Origin of the sequence: Saccharopolyspora soli (assembly GCF_022678645.1) — a bacterium.
In the GTDB taxonomy this organism is placed as follows: Bacteria; Actinomycetota; Actinomycetes; order Mycobacteriales; family Pseudonocardiaceae; genus Saccharopolyspora; species Saccharopolyspora soli.
In genome coordinates this window covers 1-21,205 of record NZ_JALBWV010000070.1, presented here as the reverse complement: position 1 = coordinate 21,205, position 21,205 = coordinate 1, and the positions used below count along the sequence as shown (strand labels likewise).

22 protein-coding genes and 1 pseudogene are annotated in these 21,205 nt (G+C 66.5%); 20 read left to right on the top strand and 3 right to left on the bottom strand.

Annotation, left to right across the window (positions count from 1 at the left end; translation table 11 throughout):
* Nucleotides 1-156 precede the first annotated feature (156 nt).
* From MOQ72_RS36240 to MOQ72_RS36165, 17 genes and pseudogenes are all read left to right on the top strand, one after another.
* Nucleotides 157-1,392, top strand: coding sequence for a glucuronyl esterase domain-containing protein (locus MOQ72_RS36240; RefSeq protein ID WP_242190354.1), 1,236 nt, complete (start codon nt 157-159; stop codon nt 1,390-1,392).
* A complete protein-coding gene (locus MOQ72_RS36235; protein WP_242190353.1) occupies nt 1,392-2,300 on the top strand; it encodes an endonuclease/exonuclease/phosphatase family protein in 909 nt (302 codons plus the stop codon). Before MOQ72_RS36240 ends, MOQ72_RS36235 begins: the two co-directional genes overlap by 1 nt.
* Nucleotides 2,301-2,378: 78 nt before the next feature.
* On the top strand, nt 2,379-3,287 hold the full coding sequence (locus MOQ72_RS36230; protein WP_242190352.1) for an endonuclease/exonuclease/phosphatase family protein: 909 nt from the start codon (nt 2,379-2,381) through the stop codon (nt 3,285-3,287).
* A 209-nt stretch (nt 3,288-3,496) separates the two neighbouring features.
* Nucleotides 3,497-3,952 (top strand): HIT family protein, encoded by a 456-nt coding sequence (locus MOQ72_RS36225; protein WP_242190351.1) that lies wholly within the window; start codon nt 3,497-3,499, stop codon nt 3,950-3,952.
* A gap of 41 nt (nt 3,953-3,993) precedes the next feature.
* A complete protein-coding gene (locus MOQ72_RS36220) occupies nt 3,994-4,377 on the top strand; it encodes a RapZ C-terminal domain-containing protein (RefSeq protein WP_242190350.1) in 384 nt (127 codons plus the stop codon).
* Nucleotides 4,374-5,726, top strand: coding sequence for a site-specific integrase (locus MOQ72_RS36215; RefSeq protein ID WP_242190349.1), 1,353 nt, complete (start codon nt 4,374-4,376; stop codon nt 5,724-5,726). Before MOQ72_RS36220 ends, MOQ72_RS36215 begins: the two co-directional genes overlap by 4 nt.
* A 111-nt stretch (nt 5,727-5,837) precedes the next feature.
* Nucleotides 5,838-6,974, top strand: a complete 1,137-nt coding sequence (locus tag MOQ72_RS36210) for a tyrosine-type recombinase/integrase (protein WP_242190348.1) — start codon at nt 5,838-5,840, stop codon at nt 6,972-6,974.
* A complete protein-coding gene (locus MOQ72_RS36205; RefSeq protein ID WP_242190347.1) occupies nt 6,974-7,318 on the top strand; it encodes a helix-turn-helix domain-containing protein in 345 nt (114 codons plus the stop codon). The genes MOQ72_RS36210 and MOQ72_RS36205 overlap by 1 nt, the downstream gene beginning before the upstream one ends.
* The gene (locus tag MOQ72_RS36200) at nt 7,315-9,747 is read left to right on the top strand and encodes a site-specific integrase (RefSeq protein WP_242190346.1); all 2,433 of its coding nucleotides are present in this window, start codon (nt 7,315-7,317) and stop codon (nt 9,745-9,747) included. Before MOQ72_RS36205 ends, MOQ72_RS36200 begins: the two co-directional genes overlap by 4 nt.
* Nucleotides 9,748-9,852: 105 nt before the next feature.
* Nucleotides 9,853-10,542, top strand: a pseudogene (locus MOQ72_RS45835) (zinc-ribbon domain-containing protein); the annotation flags it as partial.
* A 36-nt stretch (nt 10,543-10,578) separates the two neighbouring features.
* Nucleotides 10,579-11,715 (top strand): zinc-ribbon domain-containing protein, encoded by a 1,137-nt coding sequence (locus tag MOQ72_RS36195; protein ID WP_242190345.1) that lies wholly within the window; start codon nt 10,579-10,581, stop codon nt 11,713-11,715.
* A gap of 217 nt (nt 11,716-11,932) precedes the next feature.
* Nucleotides 11,933-12,655 carry a hypothetical protein gene (locus tag MOQ72_RS36190; RefSeq protein ID WP_242190344.1) on the top strand — a complete coding sequence of 241 codons (723 nt, stop codon included), beginning with the start codon at nt 11,933-11,935 and terminating at the stop codon, nt 12,653-12,655.
* Nucleotides 12,652-13,110, top strand: coding sequence for a hypothetical protein (locus tag MOQ72_RS36185; protein ID WP_242190343.1), 459 nt, complete (start codon nt 12,652-12,654; stop codon nt 13,108-13,110). Before MOQ72_RS36190 ends, MOQ72_RS36185 begins: the two co-directional genes overlap by 4 nt.
* Before the next feature lie 95 nt (nt 13,111-13,205).
* Nucleotides 13,206-13,904 carry a tyrosine-type recombinase/integrase gene (locus MOQ72_RS36180; RefSeq protein WP_242190342.1) on the top strand — a complete coding sequence of 233 codons (699 nt, stop codon included), beginning with the start codon at nt 13,206-13,208 and terminating at the stop codon, nt 13,902-13,904.
* Complete coding sequence (locus MOQ72_RS36175) at nt 13,901-14,431, top strand: DUF6262 family protein (protein WP_242190341.1); 531 nt, start codon at nt 13,901-13,903, stop codon at nt 14,429-14,431. The genes MOQ72_RS36180 and MOQ72_RS36175 overlap by 4 nt, the downstream gene beginning before the upstream one ends.
* 194 nt (nt 14,432-14,625) lie before the next feature.
* Entirely contained in the window at nt 14,626-15,255 is a 630-nt protein-coding gene (locus MOQ72_RS36170; RefSeq protein WP_242190340.1) for an HIT family protein, read from the top strand.
* Complete coding sequence (locus tag MOQ72_RS36165) at nt 15,255-15,761, top strand: nucleoside 2-deoxyribosyltransferase domain-containing protein (RefSeq protein ID WP_242190339.1); 507 nt, start codon at nt 15,255-15,257, stop codon at nt 15,759-15,761. Before MOQ72_RS36170 ends, MOQ72_RS36165 begins: the two co-directional genes overlap by 1 nt.
* Nucleotides 15,762-15,923: 162 nt before the next feature.
* On the opposite strand, the gene MOQ72_RS36160 is transcribed toward MOQ72_RS36165, so the two are convergent.
* Nucleotides 15,924-17,078: a site-specific integrase gene (locus MOQ72_RS36160; protein WP_242190338.1), complete on the bottom strand. Its 1,155-nt coding sequence runs from the start codon at nt 17,076-17,078 to the stop codon at nt 15,924-15,926.
* A gap of 75 nt (nt 17,079-17,153) precedes the next feature.
* Here MOQ72_RS36160 and MOQ72_RS36155 point away from each other — a divergent pair, with 75 nt between their 5' ends.
* Complete coding sequence (locus tag MOQ72_RS36155) at nt 17,154-17,501, top strand: TIR domain-containing protein (protein ID WP_242190337.1); 348 nt, start codon at nt 17,154-17,156, stop codon at nt 17,499-17,501.
* 862 nt (nt 17,502-18,363) lie between these two features.
* Here MOQ72_RS36155 and MOQ72_RS36150 read toward each other — a convergent pair.
* On the bottom strand, nt 18,364-18,861 hold the full coding sequence (locus MOQ72_RS36150) for a histone-like nucleoid-structuring protein Lsr2 (protein WP_372495621.1): 498 nt from the start codon (nt 18,859-18,861) through the stop codon (nt 18,364-18,366).
* A gap of 247 nt (nt 18,862-19,108) precedes the next feature.
* Here MOQ72_RS36150 and MOQ72_RS36145 point away from each other — a divergent pair, with 247 nt between their 5' ends.
* Both MOQ72_RS36145 and MOQ72_RS46015 read left to right on the top strand, forming a co-directional pair.
* The gene (locus tag MOQ72_RS36145) at nt 19,109-19,372 is read left to right on the top strand and encodes an Lsr2 dimerization domain-containing protein (RefSeq protein WP_372495620.1); all 264 of its coding nucleotides are present in this window, start codon (nt 19,109-19,111) and stop codon (nt 19,370-19,372) included.
* Nucleotides 19,354-19,401: a hypothetical protein gene (locus MOQ72_RS46015; RefSeq protein WP_443706327.1), complete on the top strand. Its 48-nt coding sequence runs from the start codon at nt 19,354-19,356 to the stop codon at nt 19,399-19,401. Before MOQ72_RS36145 ends, MOQ72_RS46015 begins: the two co-directional genes overlap by 19 nt.
* Before the next feature lie 360 nt (nt 19,402-19,761).
* On the opposite strand, the gene MOQ72_RS45400 is transcribed toward MOQ72_RS46015, so the two are convergent.
* Nucleotides 19,762-21,174 (bottom strand): cytochrome P450, encoded by a 1,413-nt coding sequence (locus tag MOQ72_RS45400; RefSeq protein ID WP_242190336.1) that lies wholly within the window; start codon nt 21,172-21,174, stop codon nt 19,762-19,764.
* Nucleotides 21,175-21,205: the final 31 nt, after the last annotated feature.

Sequence of the window (21,205 nt, the reverse complement as noted above, 5' to 3'; positions counted from 1 at the left end):
CGGATGGCCCGGCCCGCCGTCCTCGCCGCCACCGACGGCGACCGGGCGGACTGCCACATCGACCTCTGGCCGCTCTAACCGGCTCTCGCCGAACATTCGATCCGTGGTGAGAGCTCGACAACCCCTGACATACAACCGTTTCCGAGGAGGTGGCCGGTGACCCAGCGTGCCGCATCGCACGACCCGTGCAGCCATCCCGACCTGTCCGATGCCTGGGACGACGCGTCGATCCCCACCGGCACGGTGCCCGACCCGCTGCGCACCGGGCAGGGCGACGTGGTCGACCGGGCAGGGTGGCCGCGGCGGCGCCAGGAAATCCTGGACCTCGTCCGCTACCACGTCTACGGGCATCTCCCGGCCGAGCCGCCGTCGGTGCGGTTCACGCTCTGTTCGCTCGACCACTCTGCCCTCGGCGCGGCGGCCACCCGCGTGCAGGTCTCCGGACACCTCGGGCAGCGGCCGATCAGCGTGCTGGTGTACCTGCCCAACACAACACCGCAGCCGGTGCCGTGCTTCCTGGCGTTCAACAATCGGGGAAACCACACGGTGCACCCCGACCCCGGGATCGCGTTGGCAACCAGGTGGGTGCCCGCCGGGCCCGGCGTAGTGAACCACCGGGCCACCGACGCGGCGCGCGGGAGCGCCGCGCACCAGTGGCCGATCGAGGGCCTGCTGCGCCGCGGGTATGCGGTCGCCACCGTCTACGCCGATGACATCGCCCCCGACGACCCGGTCGAGTTCCAGCGCCAAGCCTGTACGGGGCATCCGCTACTGCGCCCGCTGGGCGGACGCCGCGCCGAGGACTGCGGGGCGATCGGCGCGTGGGCATGGGGGCTCTCCCACGTCGTGGACTTCCTGGAATCCGTACCGGCCCTCGACGCCCGTCGCATCACTGTCGGGCAGTCCCGGATGGCGACACCGACGCTGTGGGCGGCAGCGCAGGACCCGCGGATCGCGATGTGCATCGCCACCAACCCAGAGCACGCAGGAGCCTCGCTGGGTCGCCGCACCGCCGGGGAACGCCGGCACACCCTGGCCCACGTCCGCCCGCACTGGTTCTGCGCCCGCGCCACGTCCTCCGCCGACCGGGACCACGCCCTGCCCATCGACCAACACCTTTTATCCCTGATCGCGCCCCGTCCGCTCTATGTCGCCAACACCGGTGACGACGGGCGAGGCGATCCGTGCGGGGATTACCTCGCCCTGCGCCACGCCGCCAGCGTCTACGCACTTCTCACCGGCGACGCCCTCCCCCATACACCACCCGACCGGCCGCTCCATGGACGCCTGAGCTACCACCGACGGTGCGGCCAGCGGGATCTCACCGCCTGGGACTGGGACCAGTTCACTACCGCCGCCGACACCTGTCTTGCAAAGGAGACCACCACCTGATGGAACTGCGCGTGGCTGAATTCAACCTCGACTGCGGAGGCTTGCGCGGCGGCCTGGACGGCGCCCGCGGCGACTACGACTTCTCCGGCCTCGTCGACGCCATGCACGACGACTGGCCAGACATCCTGGTGCTGTGCGAGGGCGCGTTCTACTCCCATAACGGAGGCGCCGGAGCGTTCGGAGCTGCCGCGGCGATGCGCGAAGCCGGAGGACGCGCCTACACACCCCTACCAGGCACCCTCACCGGGGGCCGCGGCCCGCTGGCACCGGTGGTGTACGTCGACCCGCAGACGGTGACCGTGCGGCACTGGTACTCCGGGCATGAGCCCGACCACTTCACCGCTCGGTCGAATCTGCTGGTCTTCACCCTGCCCGGCAGCACGCAGCGCCGCTATCTGATCGCGGTGCATTTCGACGTCCGCTCCCACATCGCGCGCATCCACGACGCCGAAACCCTGCGCCCCTGGGCCAACCCCGCTACCCCATGCCTCATCGCCGGGGACTTCAACTCACACCCTTCCGGTCCACACTGGAGGGTCACCAACTTCGACCAGACCCCGTCGTGGCGGCACATGTCCAAAACCCGGTTTCCCCCCGAGATCGACACCGACGGCACGGCGCGACCGGTGTGCGACACCGAGCCGTTGGACCGGCTGCTCGGCGTGTGGCATGAGCCCACCGGCCGGCGGGTCGGCGGCGCAGGATTCCTTGATGTTGCCGAACTCGTCGGCGATTACACGCCGACGGTCAACCCCAGCCCCGCAGCGTTCGGGCCGATGACCTTGGACCGGTTCTTGGTCAACGACGCCCTCACCGACGCGGTCACCGACTACCGCGTCCGCCTCCCCGCCGATCCGCAGCGCCCACCCTCCAGTCACCGCCGGATCTCCCTCACCCTCGACCTCTAACCCCACCCCGCACACCGTGCGCGGGTGCCGCACACCCACCACCACGAATAGACCACGGGAGACAGAAAGGGACATGGTGTGGCAGGACTGACCTTGCGTGTAGGGACGTTCAACATCGATCATCTCGGCTGGCAACGCGGCCACGGCCACCATCGCCTCGACGCCGCGCTGGATTTCCTGCTGGAGCAGACTCCGATCCCGCCGGACATTCTGGCGCTGCCCGAAGCAACCCACTGCCTCGACGACGGGCAGTACGTGCTGCGGCGCCGCCTCACCGATGTCTTGGCCCGCCATCTCGATCAGGGCTGGTACGAACCGTTGTTCGCCTCCCAAGGACTATCGGGTCACGCCAACAGCCATCACCTGTTGTTGGTCAATACTGCGAAAGTCCGGCCGCTGGGCTGGTACGACCCCAGCATCCAACTCGGCCGCAGCCGGAGGCTTGCCGGCTTCGCGGAAGTCGATATCTACGGTCACGACGTCCTGGTGTGCTGCGAGCACTGGCCCGGCGGTGAAGGCCGCGAAGCCTTCAACCGCGCCGCCAACCGTCTCCTCACCCTCGGCGGCCCCCACAACAAAACCCTGCTGCTCGGCGACTTCAACGCCACCTCCAGCTGGGAGCAGGAACATCTGCCCGACTGGCAGACCCACTGCGAACAACGCGGCGAACTCCACAAATTGGAACAAAAGGGCTACTACAACACGGCCACCGGCCGGTGGGAGATCGATACCCGTCAACTCGACAAACTCCGCCACCAAGCCGGCGGTACCGGCGGCTATCTCGACATGGGCGAAGAAGCCGACGCCCCCACCGTCACCACCCACGACGGCAGCAACCTCCGCATCGACCGCATCTTCCGCTCCACCGGCTTCCCCACCACCGCAGTGCTCACCTACCACGTACGCCAACCACCCCGCGACATCTCCGACCACGCCTACGTGTACGGCACCTACACCATCACCCCCGCCCACCAACCACATCACTGAACGAAAAGAGCCACAGCGTGGACCCCATCGACTCTCACCCGGCCACCGACCCCGAGAACCGGACCAGAAACGGATCCGCCTCTACGTCACCAGGACGCACGATCCGTCTGATCTCCTTCGGCTACCGGCACGGCCCATCCCCGCGTCATCGCCCCCGGCTGCGAGGGCAGGCGCCACAGACCTGTTGACCGGACTCCGGAGTGCTGACCATGAACAACTGCGTGTTCTGCGACATCGTGACAGGGGAAGCTCCAGCTACGTTCGTGCGGCGCTGGAGGCCGCCCTGGTGGAGTGCACGACGGTGGATCGCGTTTCTCTGCGGCGACCGCCACCGCCGCGAGGTCGTCGCCATCCGCCCTCGCGGCGGTGTGAACGACGGCCACCTGCTGGTCATCCCCCGCACGCATGTCGTCGACGCCAGCGTCGATCCCGCAGTGTCAGCGCGCACGATGGCCTGCGCCGCCGAGCTGATGGGCGAGCACGACGCGGCGAACATCATCACCAGCCGCGGCACCGCAGCGACACAAACCTTTCCTCGGGGTCAGAAACCTGTCGTGCACTGTCGCAGCTCGCATCCCCACTGCTTGGTGTCCGACAGTTCTCGCCGGGGTGTCGCGCACATTGATTCGGCGTTGCATCTTCGAGACCGCGAGGTTCAGCGTTGAGCGGGAAGGCAATGGAGATTTCTCTTGCTGTGGAGGGGAATGTGACTGTCCATGTTGAATCTTTTGGGCACCTGCACGGCGTGCCGGGCTGCTACGACCTGGTGGTCGATCTGCGGGACTTCATTCGGGACCCGCATGTCTCGCCGGAGATGCGCGAGTCGACCGGCCGGGAACTGGACGTACGAGCGCATGTCCTGGCCACGCCGGGTGCGCAGGGCTTGGTCGAGCACCTTGTCGGCGCGGCGCGGGCGCTGCTCGTCAGCGCGCCGTCGTCCCGGCCGGTGCGGATTGGGCTGTCGTGCCAGGGCGGGCGGCACCGGAGTGTGGCGATCAGCGAGGCGGTTGCGGAACGAATCCGGCTTGCTGGGCATGGGGTGCTGGTCAAGCACCACCACATCAATGAGCCGGTGCGGAGGGCGTTGTGACGACCGAGCAAACGGCCTGCAGCCCGCACCACGTGCTTCCGGCGCCACGTCGAACCGACCCGGAACGGACGTACTTCGAGGCCCCGCTCTGCGAGGAATACCTGGCGTTCCGACGCTACGTGGTCGGCCCCGACGGCGCCGTCGTCGGCGAGCAGAGCGCCGGTGTCCGCCGCGCAGCCGCACAGTTGATCGTCGATCTGGTCGACTACCGGGACCTGTTCACCGCCGACCGGGTTCCAGCAGACCTGCGTCCCTGGGGCGGCGCAACAGCATCCGCAGTCGCCGAAATGCCATCTGGCCGTGAAGGAAACAAGACATCGGCCGTCCCTACCGAAGTGCTGCAGCCGATGCTCGCCGCGGCCCTGCACCTGGTGCAGATCCTCGGCCCGCACGTTGTCGAACTAAACAAGCAGATCCGCAAGATCGACCGAGTCTGGGCCACCCGAGCCCCCGGCATTCGTCACAGCTCTTCGGCGATGGTCAGCGACATCAAGATGCTGCTGGCCGACCACCAGGCGACCGGCACACCGCTGCCGATGCTCGAAGAACACGACGTCAACCGCAGACTCACCGCCGGCTGGGACGCGAACGACCCGCTGCTGCCGGTCTCCACTGGGACACTGGCCCGACAGGCCGGCTACGCCCAGTTCTGGGCGAAATGGATGCCCGAACTGCGCAAACCGCTGATCGACACCCTCAACGCTGTCGGAGTCGAGAAGATCTTCGGCCGCAACGCCGCCGAAGCCCCGACCGCCGACGGCGCGACCCTGCTGCCCTGGACACTGCCACTGCACCGATCCGAAGCAGTCGCCCTGGTCGGCATCGTCCGCACCGCAGCCATCATTGTTCTGGCTGGCGCGTCCGGAATGCGGGCCAGTGAGCTGATGGAACTGCGGGTCGGCTGCCGCCGGGTCGAGGAACCGATCCCCGGCCTGAAGCGATACCGCATCGCCAGCAAGATCATCAAAGGCCAGGGCCTCGGCGGCACCGATGACGAATGGGTCGTCATCGAACCGGTCCACCACGCGATCGAACTCCTCGAGCAGCTGCACGACGACCCGCGCGACGGTGTTCTCCTGCTGTCCCGGTTCAACTTCCGAGTCCGCTACCTGTGGTTCCGCGCCTGGGTGAACTCCCCAGCCGGAGCCCGCCTCGGACTCGCTCCGATCCCCGACGAACCAGTAGCACTGCGCATGCTGAGGCGGACAGTTGCATTGGAGATGGCCCACCGGCCTGGCGGGGTTCTCGCAGCAAAACTGCACCTCAAACATATCGCCGCAGCCACAACTGAGGGCTATGCTAAAGCTCGGGAATTGCATCAGACGGGCGAGAAACTGCTGGTCGCCTGATCAAACGCCGCCTGCAAGCATAGCGCATCGCCGCAAGAAGTACGTGCCTGGCCAGCAAGTTTGCCAATTTAATCCCGTTTGATGCATGATCGGACCGTTATCCGAGCGTGCATGGAGGGCGGGTTGCGGAGGGTTGATCTTGCGGGCGCGGCGCACTTGGAACTGGTGTCGGGCGTGGTGCAGCTTCACCCGGAGGATGCGATGGCCGAGTCGATGCTGCGCGGCTGGCGAGCGCAACAGTCGGCGCGGGGTTTGAAGGAGGACACGATCATCGCGCGGGAGCGATTGGTTCGGAACTTCCTGGAGTTCACCAATGAATACCCGTGGCGGTGGACGGCGTCGCACGTTGATGAGTGGTCGTTGTGGATGACCAGTGAACGGCATCTGGCGCCGTCGACGATCCGGGGTTACCAGACGGATCTGCGGTTGTTCACTGAGTTTCTGGCGGACAACGCGCGTTATGGCTGGGTGTCGGCCTGTGAGCAGGAGTTTGGCCCCGGTGTGCATCCGGTGCCGATCGTGCACGAGTGGAATTCCATTGCCCACCTCCAGTCATACGAGGGAAGCCCGGAGGCCCGGCCGTTTACCCGTGAGGAGCTGCAGCGGTTCATCGACTACGCCGACGACCAGGTCGACCGTGCGGTGCGCGCGAAGCGCAAGGGTGCGCTTGCTGCCTACCGTGACGCGACGTTGTTCAAGGTGATGTACGGCTGGGGTCTGAGGAGAGCTGAGACGTCGAAGCTCGACGTCACCGACTGGGGCCGTAATCCCGAAGCCCCGAAGTTCGGCCGGTACGGGACGCTGCATGTCCGCTATGGCAAGGCCAAACGTGGCCAGCCACCTCGCCGCCGTAACGTGCTGTCGATGTTCGACTGGGCAGTGGACGCGGTGGCCGACTATGTGGAGAACATCCGGCCGAGGTTCGGCTGCCCGGATCAGCCGGCGTTATGGGTGACCGAACGTGGTGGCAGGGTCCAGCCGCCGGAGATCAATGCCCGCTTCGAGTCCTATAGGGACGCACTGAAGCTGCCGAAAATCCTTGTCCCACATAGTCTTCGGCATTCGTACGTGACGCATAACACGGAGAACGGGGTTGACCGGAGATTCCTGCAGGTCCAGGTCGGCCATGAGAACGACAGCTCCACCGCGATCTACACGCATGTGTCCGACGACTTCATGAACACCGCGTTGCGCAAGGCTATCGCACCCGCGCTGGGATCGAAAAGCCGAGATCGGAAGGATCGCTGATGGCCCAGAAATTGGACTACCGCTGGCATCTACGCCAGGTCATGGCGAGCCAGGAGATGTTTCAGACCACCGATCTGATCGCGCCGCTTGCCGAGCGCGGCATCATCCTGTCCTCCAGCCAGGTCTACCGGCTGGTCACCGAAAGGCCCGAACGGCTGAGCATGAAAGTCCTCATGGCACTGCTGGACATCCTGGACTGCACGATGGACGACCTGATCGAGCCTGTCGCCGACGCCAACGCTGCAGCCAAACCCAAGAAGAATGCAGTCGGGGGCGGCTCGGGCGCCGAAGGACTCGGTAGCCTGCGACCCAAGAGGGCCCGGATCACCCCGGTGGACCGATGACCAGCGTCGCCGACGAGGTAATCGCCGATCCGGTCGGGCTCGTCGTGCGGCTGGTCTGCGGCGTCGATTCGCACCTTGATTCGGCCCAGGTCCGTGAGGTCGTCGGCACTGTCGTCCGTGAGCGAGCAGGGCGACGGCGCCTTGCCCAGGCGCTTCACGACGATCCCTCACTGCTGCGGACCGGCCGGCCTCCCGCTCCCTACTGCGTCGCCAAGCTGCTGATGGCTCTGCGTGCCGCAGGCGCACAAGAAATCCCGCGGCCGCGGTGCAGCGAATGCGGCAGGGAATGCAATTGGGTCGGCAGCCGACGTGGCGGGCAGTGGGCATGCTCGCCGTGTTCGGACAAACCCGCTGTCTGCGCGGGCTGTGGTGAGGAATGCCGGGTGGTCAGCCGTGACCGCAGAGGCGAACCCCGGTGCGCGCACTGTCCCGACAACGCGGGCGACCCGCTGGCCGAACTTGTCGATCTGGTCACCGGCATGGATTCTGCACTGGACGCGGAAGCAGTCCTGACCGCACTGGGCCGGGCGACGGTCCGTCCGGCTGGGCAACGGCGCCTGGCCGGGGCCGTGCTTGAGCGGCCGGAGTTGTTGACCGGCGCGGGCTACAACGCGCCTGCCCCAGCGGTGCTGCGATTCATCGACGAACTCGTCGGTGCGGGAGCCGCGACGATAGTCCGCCCAGCCTGCCCGGTCTGCGGTGAGGTGAAGGCGTTGTCGAAGCTGCTGGACAACAAACGGGTCTGCCGCAACTGCTTCGCCCTTCAAGCCGCCGTAGCCTGCATCCGTTGCGGAGCCGTCCGTGAGCCCGCCGCCCGGGACGACAGCGGCCAGCCGTTGTGTCCCAACTGTCTGATCAAAGACCCGGCCAACTTGGAGGAATGCCAGGGCTGCGGTCGACGTCTTCCAGTCGCGGTCCGCTCGTCCGATGGACCACGCTGCATGAACTGCCGCCCGCGAACCGTCACTCAGTGCGGGGTCTGTGGGCGGTCGGCGGTCTGCGACACCTCCCGGGCCACCGGCCGACCGTGGTGCCTGCGCTGCCAACAGAAGTGGGTCACCTGCAGCAGTTGTGGCGATAGCGGCCCACTGCGGGGCGGGAGTTTGGACGCGCCGCTGTGTGCTCGCTGTGTCAACCCGGATCCGCAGTTCTGGGGACGCTGCCCCGTCTGCGAGACCACCTGGCAGCTCGGCCCTCAACCCTGCCAGCGCTGCGCCCTGGATCAGCGGGCACGTGAGCTCCTTCGCGGTGGCTGCGGGGCCTTCAGGGACGGGCTTGCCGCTTTCCACCAGGCCCTGGTCGCCGTTGAACGCCCTGACAGCGCCTTGGCCTGGCTCGCCCGCCCGAAAGTCCGCGGCCTGCTGGAACAGATCGGCCAGGGCACCCGTCCGGTCACCCACGAACTGCTCGACGAGCTCCCGGCCGGAAAAACGCTGGCACACCTACGTAGTGTCCTGGTCGCCACCGGAGCGCTGCCACCGCGCGACGAGCGGCTCGTCGCGTTGGAACGCTGGATTGCTCGGACGATCCAGAGCCGGGGCGATCTCAGCGAGCGGCAGATCCTTCACAGCTACGCGGTCTGGCACCACCTGCGCCGGCTACGTCAACGCCTGGGAGAACAGCACACCACACGATTGCAGGATCTCAACGTCCGATGCCACATCACCGCGGCCGCCAGCTTTCTCGATTGGCTCACTGCCCACGACCGCACGCTGGCGGACTGCACCCAGGCCGACCTGGACACCTGGATCGTCGGCGGGCACCGCTACCGGGACGAGACAGGGCACTTCGTCCGCTGGGCTGTCACCCAGAAGCGCGCCCACGGCCTGACCTTCGGTGCGACCCGCTGGCACGGGCCCGCGGGACCGCTCGACACCGAGAAACGCTGGGCCGACGCCCGACGACTCCTCCACGACGACACCCTCACGATCGCGGATCGTGTCGCCGGGCTGCTACTTCTTCTCTACGCCCAGCGCATCGCCACGATCACCCAGCTCACCGTCGACGACATTCACAACAACGACAACGCCGTCACGATCACCTTCGGCCGCGTCCCCGTCACGCTTCCCGAACCACTGGCCGCCCTGGCCCGCGAATTAGTCGCTACCCGCAAGGCAAACAGCATCATCGCCGCGCCCGCCGGCAGCAGCCCCTGGCTGTTCCCGGGGCGCCGTCCCGGCCATCCGATCGGCGATGACGCGTTGGGCAACCGCCTCCAACGAATCGGCCTGAATCCCCGGCAAGATCGCTCCACCGCCCTATTCGCTCTCGCGACCGAGCTGCCCGCCGCGATACTCGCCCGCATTCTCGGCATCCACATCGCAGTGGCCGTGCAATGGCAACAAACCAGCTCCGGTGACTGGACTGCCTACGCCGCCGAAGTCAGCCGACGCGGCGCCGGCGCCTCGCGCGACACCAAGCGTCATTGACGTGCTCAAACGCCTTCCGGCGGTACGAGGTGCCAGCGGTAGTGATCCACATGCCGGGCTCAAACCTCGGAAGTTTGTCAGTGCCGGTCGTTACGCTTTCTGGCCGTGCGGTCAGAATCGAACAGCCGTCCTAGTGGGACGGGACGAGCGCTGGCGTTCGTCCCATACGAGCGGTCGCTTGCCGCACTCTTCCCGGATCTGGCAGCCGAGTTCGTCACGTGTTTGAAGCACCCGGACTTGATGCCAGACCGGCTCGCTCCGGGGTCGGGACTCGAATGCACATGGCTGTGCCCAACGTGCGAGAAGCCTTGGAATGCCCGGCCGGAGCAACGGACGAAACCAGGGCGCGAGCGGGTGTGTCCCACCCTCTCCTGCCAAGGAAAGACCTCGTTCGCCGACGCCCATCCAAACCTGGTAGCCGAGTTCATCGAAGTGGTCATCGGGAAACCAGGCCAGACCCTGTACAACACCACTTCCGGATCTAAGTTGAAATGCCTATGGCGCTGCCCCGCTGGACACCCCGACTATCTGATGTGGATCAGTGTCCGCGCCCGCGGAAGCGGGTGCCCCAAGTGCGGAGATGAACGCTCCGGGATGGCTCGGCGCAAGCCCAAGCCCGGCAGGTCTCTCGCTGACACTCACCCACATCTGGTCGACCAGTTCGTCCGCAACCTTTCTAGCCCCGGAACCGGACCGGACCGGCTCAGCTACGGGTCGAACGACAGGTGTGTGTGGCGCTGCCCGCTCCAGCACGAGCGCGAGATCGTCGTCAAAAGCCGTGCCAGAAACGGTTGCCCAGGATGTGGGACGGCTGGGACGTCTCTCCTCGAGTTGAAGACCGCTGAGCTTCTCATGGCGGCGACCGGAGCAGAGGTCGAAGTCGACGCTCGGCGTGCTGTCGCGAAGGGCAACCAGCTGCGTATCGACTTGTACATTCCCGAAGTTGGCTTGTTCATCGATCTGGATCCCGACTACACACATGGTCCTGCCCGGCTCGAAGCCGACCTGCGTAAGAACAAGAGAATGGCCGATGCCGACTACGTGCGCATCAGGTCGACAAACGTGCCGCACATCCCCCGGTCGATCGTGGTTGATGAAAGCGACCCCTGGGAGCGGCCGTGGGAATGGACTCGGGCTCTTGCACGCGAGGTGAAAGACCGTGGCCTGCCATGGCGCGACCTCAGCGATACCGAGCAGGCCGAGGCGCTGAAGCGTGCCGCGCTTCGCTGGCATCAACTGCCCGGCTCGCGGCCGAAAGTGTCAGCACTCGATGCCAGGCCTCATCTGGCCGGCGAGTTCGTCGCCAACAAGGACCGTCCGGGTGTCGGGCTCGACATGCTCCCTCCAGGCGCCGCCGATATGTGCCAGTGGCGGTGCGAGCACCAGCATGAATGGGAAACCAGGGTCAGGGATCGCACGAAGCGAGCCGGCACCGACTGCCCGGACTGTGACATCGCACGGCGGGCTCTCCTGGCTCGCGAGAGGGCCATCGCAGCACCCGGCGAATCGCTCGCCGACCGGCGCCCTGACCTGGCTGCCGAATTCGTCGCTTGCCTTGACCGGCCAGAACTGACGAAGCACACGATGAAACCTGCAGCGGAGCTGCGGTGCCTGTGGCGGTGTATCCATGGCCACGAATGGGAAGCATTCGCCAACAACCGGGCACGCACCGGTTGTCCCGAATGCGCGGCCGCTGACCGGTGGAAGAAGCGCGGTCTGGCAAAGCCCGGAGAAGGGCTCGCTGATGTGCGCCCCGAGATAGCTGCCGAGTTCGTCCGCTGCATCGACCGGCCAGAACTGACGAAGCACACGCTCAAGCCGCACTCGAAGGTCTCGTGCTTGTGGCAGTGCAGTGAGTGCAGCCACTCATGGGAGGCGACAGCGCACGACCGTAAGCGACCACGGTGCCGCTCATGCAACTCAAAGAGGGGATGGGAGCTGAGGCGTCAAAGGGAGAAGGGTGACTGAGGTACCACGACGCCCCACATCTAGGGAGTTTTACAAGCGGCCGTACCGGCCGAGGCTGAGCACGTGTTCCGCTTCTGCGGGACGTACCGACCGCCTCGTAGTCCCGCCCAGCAGTTCACAGGCCCCCGTGTCGTCCCGCGACCGCAGGGCTTGATCCGCTCCGTCGGGCAGACACCCAGCACCACCCGTCAGCGCGGCGGGCGAAGAAGTCCGGGGCGTGCAACCGCGGCTTGCCCTCGGCCGTTGTCCAGAACAGCCAGAACGGCAGGCCGCCGTCCAACAACGCTCATCGCTATGGCTCGCCCTCACGAACGTCGTGATGAGAAAGGCATTCCGACAGTTCCGATATCTGACGTCGCCATTAGCTCGACCGGGCGGCGCTCAAGCAGAGCTGCTGGCCGAGGTGAACAAGCTCGAGGCCGACCAGAAACTCCAGCTCGTGCTGGCCGAGTTCCGCAACTATCAGCAAGGCATCCTGCCTGCCGGTCCCGGTGCCCGGAGCTTGACCGAATTCTTCGCCAGCATCGACGCCGACCCGAACACCGACGCGACTGCGGCACCGAAGATCCAGCGCAACGACCGCGACATCCTCAACCTTCTGTCCAAACGCGCCAACGTGCTGCACCTCGGCCCCGCGAACTACTGCTGGTTCACCGATCCCTCCCGCGCGCTCTGTCTGAAACTCGCGGGCACCCCGGCCGCGGAGCGGCCGATGATCGGCATGTGTGACTCCGCGCGCTGCCCGCAGGCCACCCATCACCGGCACCACCGGCCCGTCTGGGCCGAGCACGCCGAACGCACCAAAACCTTCCTCGGGCACCTCGGCAAAACCCGAACCACCGAACGCGCCCGCCTGCAGGTCGACTACGACCGCGCCGCCCGGGTCATCACCAGCATCGACACTGCCACAGGAACCAGCGCACCCGAGGAGCAGGCATGAGAATCACTGCCGCCCAACGCATCCAGAACGAAAACCGCATCCGCGCCGCCATGGACCGGCTACTTCGCGGTGAGATCCCACCCGGCGGAGGCTGCGACATCAAAACCCTCGCACTCGTCGCTGGGGTCGACCGCACTGCCTTCTACGGCAACCGGCCCTACGCACACCTGCGCGCCGAATTCGAGCACCGTCTCCAACAGTTGCGGCAGGCCGGAGAAACCCCGGACCCGAAAACCGCACAGATCGAACGTCTGAAGGCAGACATCGACAAGCTCAACGGCCGCCTCGGCCAGGCGAATTCGACGATCGAGCAGCTATCCGACTTCCGGACCCAAGCCCTGGCGCGGCTCGCCGCCCAACACGAGGAGATCCTCCGGCTGCGCGCCGCCGCTGCCCGGAACCCGAACGTCACCCGTCTCCCGGCAGCCCGACAGAAGGTCATCGGACCGTGTTGACACCACACTCGGCAGTGAAGTCGATCACAGAATCCCTGCCTTATCGCTACACAAGCACCAACCTGCGTTGCGCACGCGGCACTCAGGAATCGTCCATGTCAAACGCGACACGAACGCAACCGCACACGGCGACTGCGGAGACAAGGCACACCTACGCCCAGCGGCACGCCGACGCCGGAACACCGCCGGATGTCCTGCGCGACCTGCTCGGTCACGAACACATCGGCACAACGCAGACCTACTACCGGGTCACCGAGAAGCGGATACGCGCTGCGATCGACAAGGTCGTGGCGTTCCAGTTCGACCGGCACGGCAACCGCATCTGGCCCGCCGCTAAGGCACTGCTCGACCATGAGCACGCCCGGCTGCGCGTCGGTGCGGTCGCGGTCCCGTTCGGCACCTGCAGCGAGCCGTCCAACGTCAAGGCCGGGGGCGGGGCTCGCCCGTTCCGGTTCCGCTGTCTGGGCTGCGGCCACTTCCGCACCGACCCGTCCTACCTGCCCGAGCTGCGCGACTACCTGCACACCCTGCTGCGCAACCAGGAACGCGTGCGCTCCGCTACCGAACTGGACGACTGGGCCACCGCCGAAGCAACACCCTCAACCGAGGAGATCAACCGGCTGCGGGCGCTGATCCAGCGGACCGAGCAGGCCGTCGACGACCTCACCGACGACGACCGAGCCGCACTCCACGACGCGACCAGCGCGCTGCGCAAAGTCCGCCAAGTCGTCAACCTCGGCATGCCCGGCACCGCGCCGCCACGGACCGACCCTCGATTGGAGCGCGGAACATGACCACCGCGGAGGCACTCACCGAAGCCCGGCGGCAGGACAGCGCCGCGCGACGGCAACGCGTGCTACAGGTGCTCCAACAACTCAACGCCGCCGGTGAGAACGCCACCGTGTCGCAGGTCGCCCGCGCCGCACGGGTCCACCGCAGCTTCATCTACCGCCACGACGACCTGCACACCGCCGTGCTCGCACAGGCAACCGCACCAACCGAGACCGTCACCGGCACGGTAGTCAGCCGCGAATCCCTCCTAGTCGAGCTCGCCAACGCCGCCGAGCGCGACCGCCGCCAGGCCGCCCGCATCAAACTGCTGGAAGACCGGCTATCCGACGCACTCGGCGAAGCCGTCTGGCGGGAGACCGGACTCGGCGCACCAGCCGACCTCGATGCGCTCCAGCGCCGAATCACCCAGCTTGAGCAACAGGAAACCGAACTGCGCCGCCAACTCGCCGAACGCACCGAGGAACTCGACGCCGCCCGCGGCACCAACCGCGACCTAATGGCCCAGCTCAACCGCCGAACGCTCTCGTGAACGACACCTGTCGCACACGATGAACCACCCGGAACACGCCGCTGACCTGCGACAGCAAGATACTCACGTCCGAACACCCCGCGAGAACAAACCCAATTCCACCTCCACCTGCACATCGTGCCCCGAACCGACGGCGACGACCTGCCGCTGCCCTGGACTCCGCAACAATCCGCCCGACGAACTGGAGCAGCTAAATGAACATCAACCTGATCACGGCTCGCGAACCCATCCCGGCCGACGGTTCGTCCGTGTTCCTCGCCGGACCAACTCCGCGCAACGATGCCGTCGAATCGTGGCGGCCTGCCGCGATCCGCGAGCTCACCGCCCAATGGACCGGCGCCGAGCCACTCACCGTCCTGAGCCCTGAATCCAGGGACGGGAAACGCGCCGAGCACTACGACGACCAAGTCGTTCTTCGCGCACTCGGCCGTGTCCCGGCGGGTGTCGCTTTCGGACAGCCGGCGCCGGAATGCGTGTTCTGCCGGATCGTCGCGGGGACCGAGCCTGCCGAGGTGGTGCGTCGCTGGCCCGAGGCGATCGCGATCCGGCCGCGGCACCCCGTCACCGAGGGGCACCTCCTGGTGATCCCGACGACGCACGTCGCCGACGTCGGAACGGATCGGCACGTGTCCGCGGTCGCGATGGCCGCCGCGGCCGAGTTGGCCGCCGAGCACGAGAACTGCAACGTGCTGACGTCTCGGGGCCGCGAGGTCACCCAGTCGGTCTTCCATCTGCACCTCCACGTGGTTCCCCGCGCGGCCGGCGACGGCCTGCCTCTGGCGTGGACTCCGTGGCAGGACGCCGCGCTTCGAGAGGTGGCGTGATGGCGGTCGAGGTGGTGTACGCACGGGAACCCATCCCGGCGGGCTGCCCGTCGGTGATGCTGCTGGGGCCGACGCCGAGGGCGGGTACGGTCCCGTCGTGGCGGCCACCCGCCATCGACCTGCTTGCCGAGCGGTGGCGCGGCGTCGAGCCGCTGGTCGTGTTGAGCCCGGAATCTCGCGGCGGCAAGCGCGCCGAGCACTACGACGACCAGGTCGAATCCGAGCTGGCGATGATCCAGGCGGCCACGGTGCGGATGTTCTGGATTCCCCGGTGTCTGAAGACCCTTCCCGGGTTCACCACGAACGTCGAGGCCGGGATGTGCTTTGCCAAACCGGAGCGGATGGTGCTCGGGTGCCCGCTCGATTGCCCCGATCCGATCCGCAACCGCTACCTCATCTGGCACGCGCAGCGGCTCGGAATCCCCGTCTGCACAACACTTTCCGGCACGGTGGACACGACGCTGAACCGTCTGCAAGCCAGGCTCGCCGTCGCCGTCGGGCGCTGATCGCCAGCACAGCGATCCGAGGGCGACAGCGCGACGGCCGGGATGTCTCGTTTCCTGACAGCGGCGCCTGTGGCACAGGTCACTGCGTGGAGGTCGACTGCCTGGTGGACGCGGACGAGCGCGGGCCGCCGTAGAGCGTTCACCGGAACCAAGGTCGTGCGGTCAGGGTGCGGTCATGCGGAGCAGGTGCTGGCGGGTTTGCTCGACGTCGCCGAGGGCCCGGTGCCCGCCGCCGTTGCGCAGCCACCGGCGTGAGTGCGCGTGGTCGGAACGCGGCACCATGACGTCGGCCCAATGGCTGAGGTCGGCCAAGCGGGTGCGGCGGATGCCGTGCCGGTGACAGTCCGCGGTGATGACGCCGCGGTCGTAGTCTGCGTTGTACGCCAACACAATCCGGTCCTTGGTGACCCGCAGCGCCCCGGCCCGGCCTGCCGGGCGCCAGTCCGACCCCGCGGCGAACGCCGGTCGCTCCAGCCGCAGGTACTGGTGCAGCTCGGCCAGCGCGTCGTAGCTGATCCACGTCGTGCGCGGCTTGCCGCCCTTCGCCACTCCCGCCGGCACCGGGAACGGGATCGGCGCCTCGGTCCGGCGGGCCGGCAGCGGCGGGATCTCCGGGACCAGCAGGTTCGTGAACTCCTGGAGCCGCAGGCCGGTCGCCACGGCGAGGTGTCCGCCCGCCCGGTTCCGTCCCAAATGCCGCCCGCGGCACCGTGGATCGGGCGTCCCGTCCGGACGTCGACCGGCGAGCGCGCACAACAGCAGGTCCGTGAAGTCGCGCTCGAGGTACTTGATCCGCACGTGCGGTTTCGGCTGGCGCCGGATCGCCAAGTTCACCTGCACCTCGCGCGCCGCGTCGCCGAAGACCCCGCGGGCGGCGCGGTAGGTGAACGGCTCGGCCTGCGCCAGGCCCTCCGCCACGGCCCAGCGGTAGAAGGCCGCCAGGATGCTGACGTGCTGGTTCCAGGTGCTCGCGGCGAACCGGCGATGCACCGGGCCCGCCGCGCGGAACGCCGCGTAGAGCCCGAGACCCACCTTCAGCAGCTTCCGGTCGGCGAAGACCGGGATCTGCTGCTGTGTCAGGAAAATCGTCCAGTCCCGCACGGCTCGCGCGTACTTCTCCCACGTCGACTGGGCGAGCGCCCCCACCGTCGGCAACTCCCGCAGCCAGCGGTTCATCGCCACGACCGGACGCTCGCTGTCGACGTCGTCGAACCGCAGGTCGTCGTCGACCAGCACCGGCATCCCTTCCGGGATCACCGGTCGGGCCTTCACGTCCCAGCTCTGCCAGCCGTCCCGCCTGAAGAAGATCAAGAACACGGCTCCGGACCATAGAGACCGGCGACGAGCCGAACAACACCGAAAGGCCAGCTCAGCCACGCTATGTTGGGCTCAATGCGACACGACATTTGTGCGGGAAGAAAAGTCGACTGGGAGACCGACGCCCGCAGCGCTGCCACCGCCATCCTCTTCTGGATTCCGCGAGACTTGAAATCCCTGCCGGGCTTCACGACGAATGTGGAGTTCGGCCTGGACGTCACCACAGGCAAAGCAGTGCTCGGCTGCCCACCCGACTGCCCCAACCCCGAACGCAACCGATACCTGGTCTACGTCGCCCGCCGCCACGCCGTACCGGTCTGCGAAACGCTCACCGACACCGTCGCTGCCGCGCTCGCGCTCCTCAACACAGCGACCTGCCAACAGTCCGGTAAAGCAGCGTCGTCGTTGCTGATCAGCTACTAGTCCGTGCTCACGCCGCAGGCTGGACAGCCGAGGTCATCCACCGCGACATCGACCGGCCAGTGGTCACCAGCCAGCGCAAGACCAACCCGCTCGACCGCGCGATGGAGGCTGCGCGGTGATCAAGCGGAATACAACAACTGCAATAGGCGAGAGAACGGGCGGCAAATACTGGGCATGTGCCTTCGCGACCCATGCTTCCGAGTTCCTTCGCGGGCGCGGGTTCCAGGTCGATGTCGAGCACCTGCACCGGACGTGCGGCGAGTGCAGAAGGCCGATTTCTCGTGATCGTCGCTCCCCTAACCCTCACAGCAACGGCTGCTAGAACAACGACTGGGGCCACGCCGTCGAGGTCGATGCGGCCGCTGAGCTCGGCGTTCACACCTTCCGACGCTTCGATCACGAGCCCGTCGGCCGCGACGACTACCGTGCCAGGGGCCGAAGCAAGAGTCGCCCAGGCCCGCGTTGATGCGTCGTGCGGCAGAGTTCGTGAGGAAGGCGGCGGCCAGGGTGTCCTGGCCGCCCTCCTCGCTGCTGTCAGTATTCACGCAGGGTTATTGGGCCAGGTGTCTACCCGCGTCGGTGTCCAGCAGCCGTTCGAGTTCGTCAGCGGCGTCGCACAGGCCGTAGCCTCGCTCGATGACCCCGACACGGCCGAGCGGCGGGTGCGGCCGAACGCGAAGCGACGCCCAGCCATCTTTCGTCCGTGATCCCCGCTGTCGATCACTTGGAAGTTTGCCGTCGCCGGGCGAAACCGTGGCGCTACCCAGCCCTTTCGACAGCGATTGGATGAGCTGGGAGGCAGAGAAGGCTGGAGTCTTGTTGGCCTTGGAGAAGATTCGTGTGGCCGGGAGGTGGCTGCTTCTTATACGCCGGGGGAGGAAAACACCGCGGCGGGAATGGCAGGTGCGCTTACCTCTGGCCGCTGAATGTCGCCTTCGTCTGGTTCTGGCAGGTCGATGGCGTCAAGGGGCGCGGTGCCATGCTCAGCGTCATCGTGGTCTGCTGGTTTGCCCATAACCGCAGCCTTAGCCTTGGCCTGGGCGCGGTGCGCCGCTTTGCGAATCTCGTCGGTTGTTTGCTGGTTAGCCTGCTTTCGTTGGTGCACATTCGGCTGCTGCGCTCTGCGGGCTGGGGGTTTCTGTCCACGACCTGCTTTGATGTAGCGATCGTAGATGGCCCGTAGGTGGTGTGCATTCGCATCGCTAAGGTCGATTTCGTAGGTCACGCCGTCGAGAGCGAAGGTGATGGTGTGGTTGGCTGGCGAGCCGTCGACGTCATCGACCAGTTCGATCACAATCTCTTGAGCCATGTTCACCTCACGCCTGGGATGTTCGCTGCGACGCACGTCCTCTGGTAACATGGAGGCGATTGTCCCTGTCTACCTTAGAACATCGCTGTCGTGCGCTGCCCGTGCGCACCGTGTCGAGTCGCCGGGCAGCGGTGGAGGTCGCGTCAGTCTCAGAGGGTGGCGTGGTTTATGATTTTCACGAATCCCGTGGAGTATGCGACAACGATATTTTCGGAACAATGAGAGGGAAAGGGTGGCGCAGAAAGTCACGGTGAAGCTTATTGATGATGTCGATGGCTAACCTGCCGACGTCACCGTCGTGTTCGGTTTGGATGGCGTAGCGTACACAATCGATCTGTCGACGGAGAATGCTGCAGCACTCCGTGAGTCGCTTGCGTCGTTTGTGGCCAGCGCTCGAAGGACTGGAAGTCGGAAACGTCCCGGTCCGAAACGCGGCAAGCCAGCGCCCGCCTCTGCACAAGCGGCGATGGATCGCGGTCGTACCCAGACCATCCGCGAGTGGGCCCGAAACCAGGGGCCTCCCGAGTCTCGGATCGGGGGCGCATTCCGGCTGACATCGTAGAAGAGTACGACAAACGAAACGGGCGGTGAGATCGTTGTTCGTTCGTCGGCAACGGAATGCGCCTCAACCAGTACTCGATGCACTGGCTGGCGCGCTGCTCGCGGAGCGGCACGGTGAGTTCGTCAGGCCGTCTGCGATCGTCGATGACGGAGGCGTACTGGAAGAGGCTGTCGACCGTGGCTTGCGCGAACCGGGAAAGGCGCGACGCGGGTCGTCCTCGCTGACCAGGGCGACGTGCGGATGAGCGCTGAACGGTCCGGTTTCTTCGGCTTCGGCTCGCCGCGAGGCGCACATGCGTCCTGTTCCCCTGCAAGCGACGGGCGCAGGGCCAAACCAGCCCCGACTCACACCACCCACGGACACATCACAGGAGCCCCCTTTTCCGGGGCTTATTCGGTTTCGTCGTCATCCGACAACAATGGTGGAGTCAGCGCCACCGGCAGCTCATCGAGGAGTCGGAAGAACATGCTCGGGCTGTATCGAGGGGACCAATTGGTGGGGAGCGTGGCATGAGGGAATCGCTCGGTGAGCACCCGCAGCGCGACTCGGGTTTCCATTCGGGCCAGGCGGGCGCCGACGCACCCGTGCACACCATGACCGAATCCAATGTGGACAGCTTGATCGTTGCGCTCGGGTCGGAATTCGTGCGGAGCGGCGAACGCAGCGGGGTCACGATTTGCCGCGCCGAACAACAGCAGCACGCGGTCCCCCTCGGCGAGCTCCTGATCATATAGTCGAATGGGCGTAGTGACGGTGCGGAGAAGGCCGCGGTGCGGGGTGTCTAGCCGGATCGATTCTTCGATCATGGCGGGGAGGGAGTCGGGGTGTGCGTCCTGCCACCGGTTGCGGGACAACAGGTGGTAGACAGCTCCGGTGATCGCTCCCACCGTGGTGTCGACGGCTGCGGTCCATCCCAGCAGCACCACTGTGCGCCAATGATCGTAGGAGAGGTGTGCCGCCATCGACGAGATTGTCGGTTCGGTGTCGGCGGCGCAGAGTTGCGCATAAAGCTCTCGGTAGCGGTGGTTGGCGGCAACAGTATCCCGGGCGGCGGCCAAACGCGTGTCCATCGGCAGCCAGGGGGTGGCCCATTCGACGACGTGCATCGCGCGCTGGTAGTGCCACAGGGTTTCCGCCGTGTCGAATCCCATGAGGCGCCCAACAACCCTCAACACGAGCGGCTGGGCGAAGTCACGCACCACATCCGGCGACGGGAGGACCGCCAGGTCGTCAGCGAGAGCCCGGGCGGTGTCCCACACGTGCTGTTCAAGTCCACCCACGATTTTGCCGTGGAAGAATTCCTGCCACACAGCTCGGTGTAGCCGGTGTTCCCAGTGGTCGGAGGACACGATGGGGTTGCCCAGCGGATCCATGTCAGCCAGCACCGTCCGCAGCTCGGCTGGCTGCAGCTCAACATGCATGGGGGTCGAATAGCGACTGCTGAAGGTCTCGGGATCGCCCATGATAGTGCGGTTCGCGTCGTAGCCGGCTACGACCCATGCCTCCAGCCAATCGCACCAACTCACCGGTTCCTCGGTCGCCAGTCGCGCAAACAACGGCCACGGATCGTCTCGATGCTTCCCGACGGGATCGTAGGCGCTGGCGAGGTACGCCGCGCCACGGCCGCGCGAGACGGCTGTTGCCAGTGGTTGGGCCGCGGGCGGCAGAGCCGCCGAGTCGCCCTTGGGCCATTGCGCCGGTTCGGGGCCGAGTTCGGTCAGTTGGCGGACCTGCGACGCGCACCACGGCGAAACGTCCGCGTCCCCCGAGACCACCTCGGCGCTGAACTCCTTCCAGTTCACCCAGCGGGCTTCGGCGACTTCCGCCGCGTTC